General features: G+C 72.9%; 3 protein-coding genes. 1 reads left to right on the plus strand and 2 read right to left on the minus strand.

Annotation, left to right across the window (positions count from 1 at the left end):
* Both AB0C29_RS48125 and AB0C29_RS48130 read right to left on the minus strand, forming a co-directional pair.
* On the minus strand, positions 1–641 hold a 641-nt coding region (locus tag AB0C29_RS48125; RefSeq protein ID WP_360835035.1), incomplete at its 3' end, for a CHASE3 domain-containing protein.
* A 10-nt stretch (positions 642–651) separates the two neighbouring features.
* Positions 652–1,026 carry a response regulator gene (locus AB0C29_RS48130; RefSeq protein WP_360547512.1) on the minus strand — a complete coding sequence of 125 codons (375 nt, stop codon included), beginning with the start codon at positions 1,024–1,026 and terminating at the stop codon, positions 652–654.
* A gap of 197 nt (positions 1,027–1,223) precedes the next feature.
* On the opposite strand from AB0C29_RS48130, the gene AB0C29_RS48135 reads away from it, so the two are divergent.
* A complete protein-coding gene (locus AB0C29_RS48135) occupies positions 1,224–1,463 on the plus strand; it encodes a hypothetical protein (RefSeq protein WP_360547514.1) in 240 nt (79 codons plus the stop codon).
* The last annotated feature ends 14 nt before the right edge of the window (positions 1,464–1,477 follow it).

Raw genomic sequence — 1,477 nt, forward strand, 5'->3', positions numbered from 1 at the left:
CGCGCCACCCCACCGAGCGGGCGGGTGATCCGGCGGGCCGTCAGCAGCGCCGTGACCCCGGCCGTGGCCGCCGCCACCAGCGTCAGCACGATCACCACGACCACGGTGACGCCGCCCAGCCAGGAGCTGCGTCGCTGCAGGGTGGTGACGCGCCGGGCCAGGGTCCGGTCGAACGCCTCGTTCTCGCTGACGAAGGCCTGGAACAGCGGCTTGCCCTCGGTGACGAAGCGGGCCGCGGTGTCGCTGCGGGGCGGCGCCCGGCGCTGCTGCTCGGCCAGGGCCCACCAGATGTCCGCCCGGACCAGCTGGGCGTCGACGGCCGGCTCCTCGGCGGCGGTCGCCAGCTCCAGCAGGTTCAGGCTCGCCTGGGTGTAGTCGCCGCGGGCGGCGAGATACGTGTCCAGCACCTGAGCGTCGCCGGTCAGCAGATACCCGCGCAGGCCCCGCTGGGCGTCGCCGAGCACCGCCCGCAGCCGGGCGTTGGCCAGCTCCAGCGGCTGCACGTGGGTCGAGAGCTCGCGGACCACCCGGTGCTGCACCAGGACCGTGGTCATCTCGGCCAGCCCGGAACAGACGATCAGGGCCACCAGGACGGCGAACGACCTCGTCAGCAGGCGCCCGACAGAGGGGTCACGGCGCATGGGAGCCGGCTCAGGCCCGGGCTCGGCTCAGCAGGGCCTGGATCCGGGAGACGAGCTCACGGGGACTGAACGGCTTGGTCACGTAATCGTCGGCGCCGGCGCTGAAGCCGCCCTCGACGTCCTGCTCCTGCACCCGGGCGGTGAGCATGATGATCAGCATGCCGGCGGTGGCCGGCTCGGCCCGCAGCATCCGGCACACGTCGATGCCGGAGAGCCCGGGCATCGAGACGTCCAGCACGGCCAGCGTGGGGCGGCGGGCCCGGGCCTGCTCGAGAGCCGCCTGCCCGTCCTCCACCGCGATCACCTCGAGGCCGGACTGCTCGAGCTTGAACGCCACCAGGTCACGGATGTCGGCGTCGTCGTCGGCGACCAGCACCACCGTCACGGCCATTTCCCCCCGTCGAGGCCGCCCGGGAAAGCTCGGCCTACTTACGCTACTTAATCGCACGATATCCGGTTAGTACCGGGTGTGACTGCCGCTCGGCGCAACCGCACGGCAACTGGTGCGCAGCCGCTCTCGCAGCCCCGCCGGGGTGTTCTGGAACCACGACACCCGACCGAGACGCACGGCAGGAGGACCTGATGACTTCCGTGAACCCCGACGACATCCGTACCGAGGCGCTGTTCGTCTCCGACCTGCAGCGCTCGCAGCAGCCCACGCCCGAGCTCATCCGAGCGGCGGTGACCGCGACGGTGGACCGGCTCGGCGAGCGCGGCTGCGCCGCCCTGGTCGCCCAGGAGTTCGGCGAGCACCCGGACTGCGCGCTCGGCCGCATGCAGTGGGCCCGCACCGCGGTCCGCGGGGCGTACGCCGCCGCCTGACTCCCCCGTACGGC

Source organism: Actinoplanes sp. NPDC048791 (assembly GCF_040650095.1).
Lineage (GTDB): Bacteria > Actinomycetota > Actinomycetes > Mycobacteriales > Micromonosporaceae > Actinoplanes.

What these genes read in the sequence shown, in the direction of transcription:
- AB0C29_RS48135 (WP_360547514.1), top strand. Translation starts at nt 1,224, where the DNA reads ATGACTTCCGTGAACCCCGACGACATCCGTACCGAGGCGCTGTTCGTC.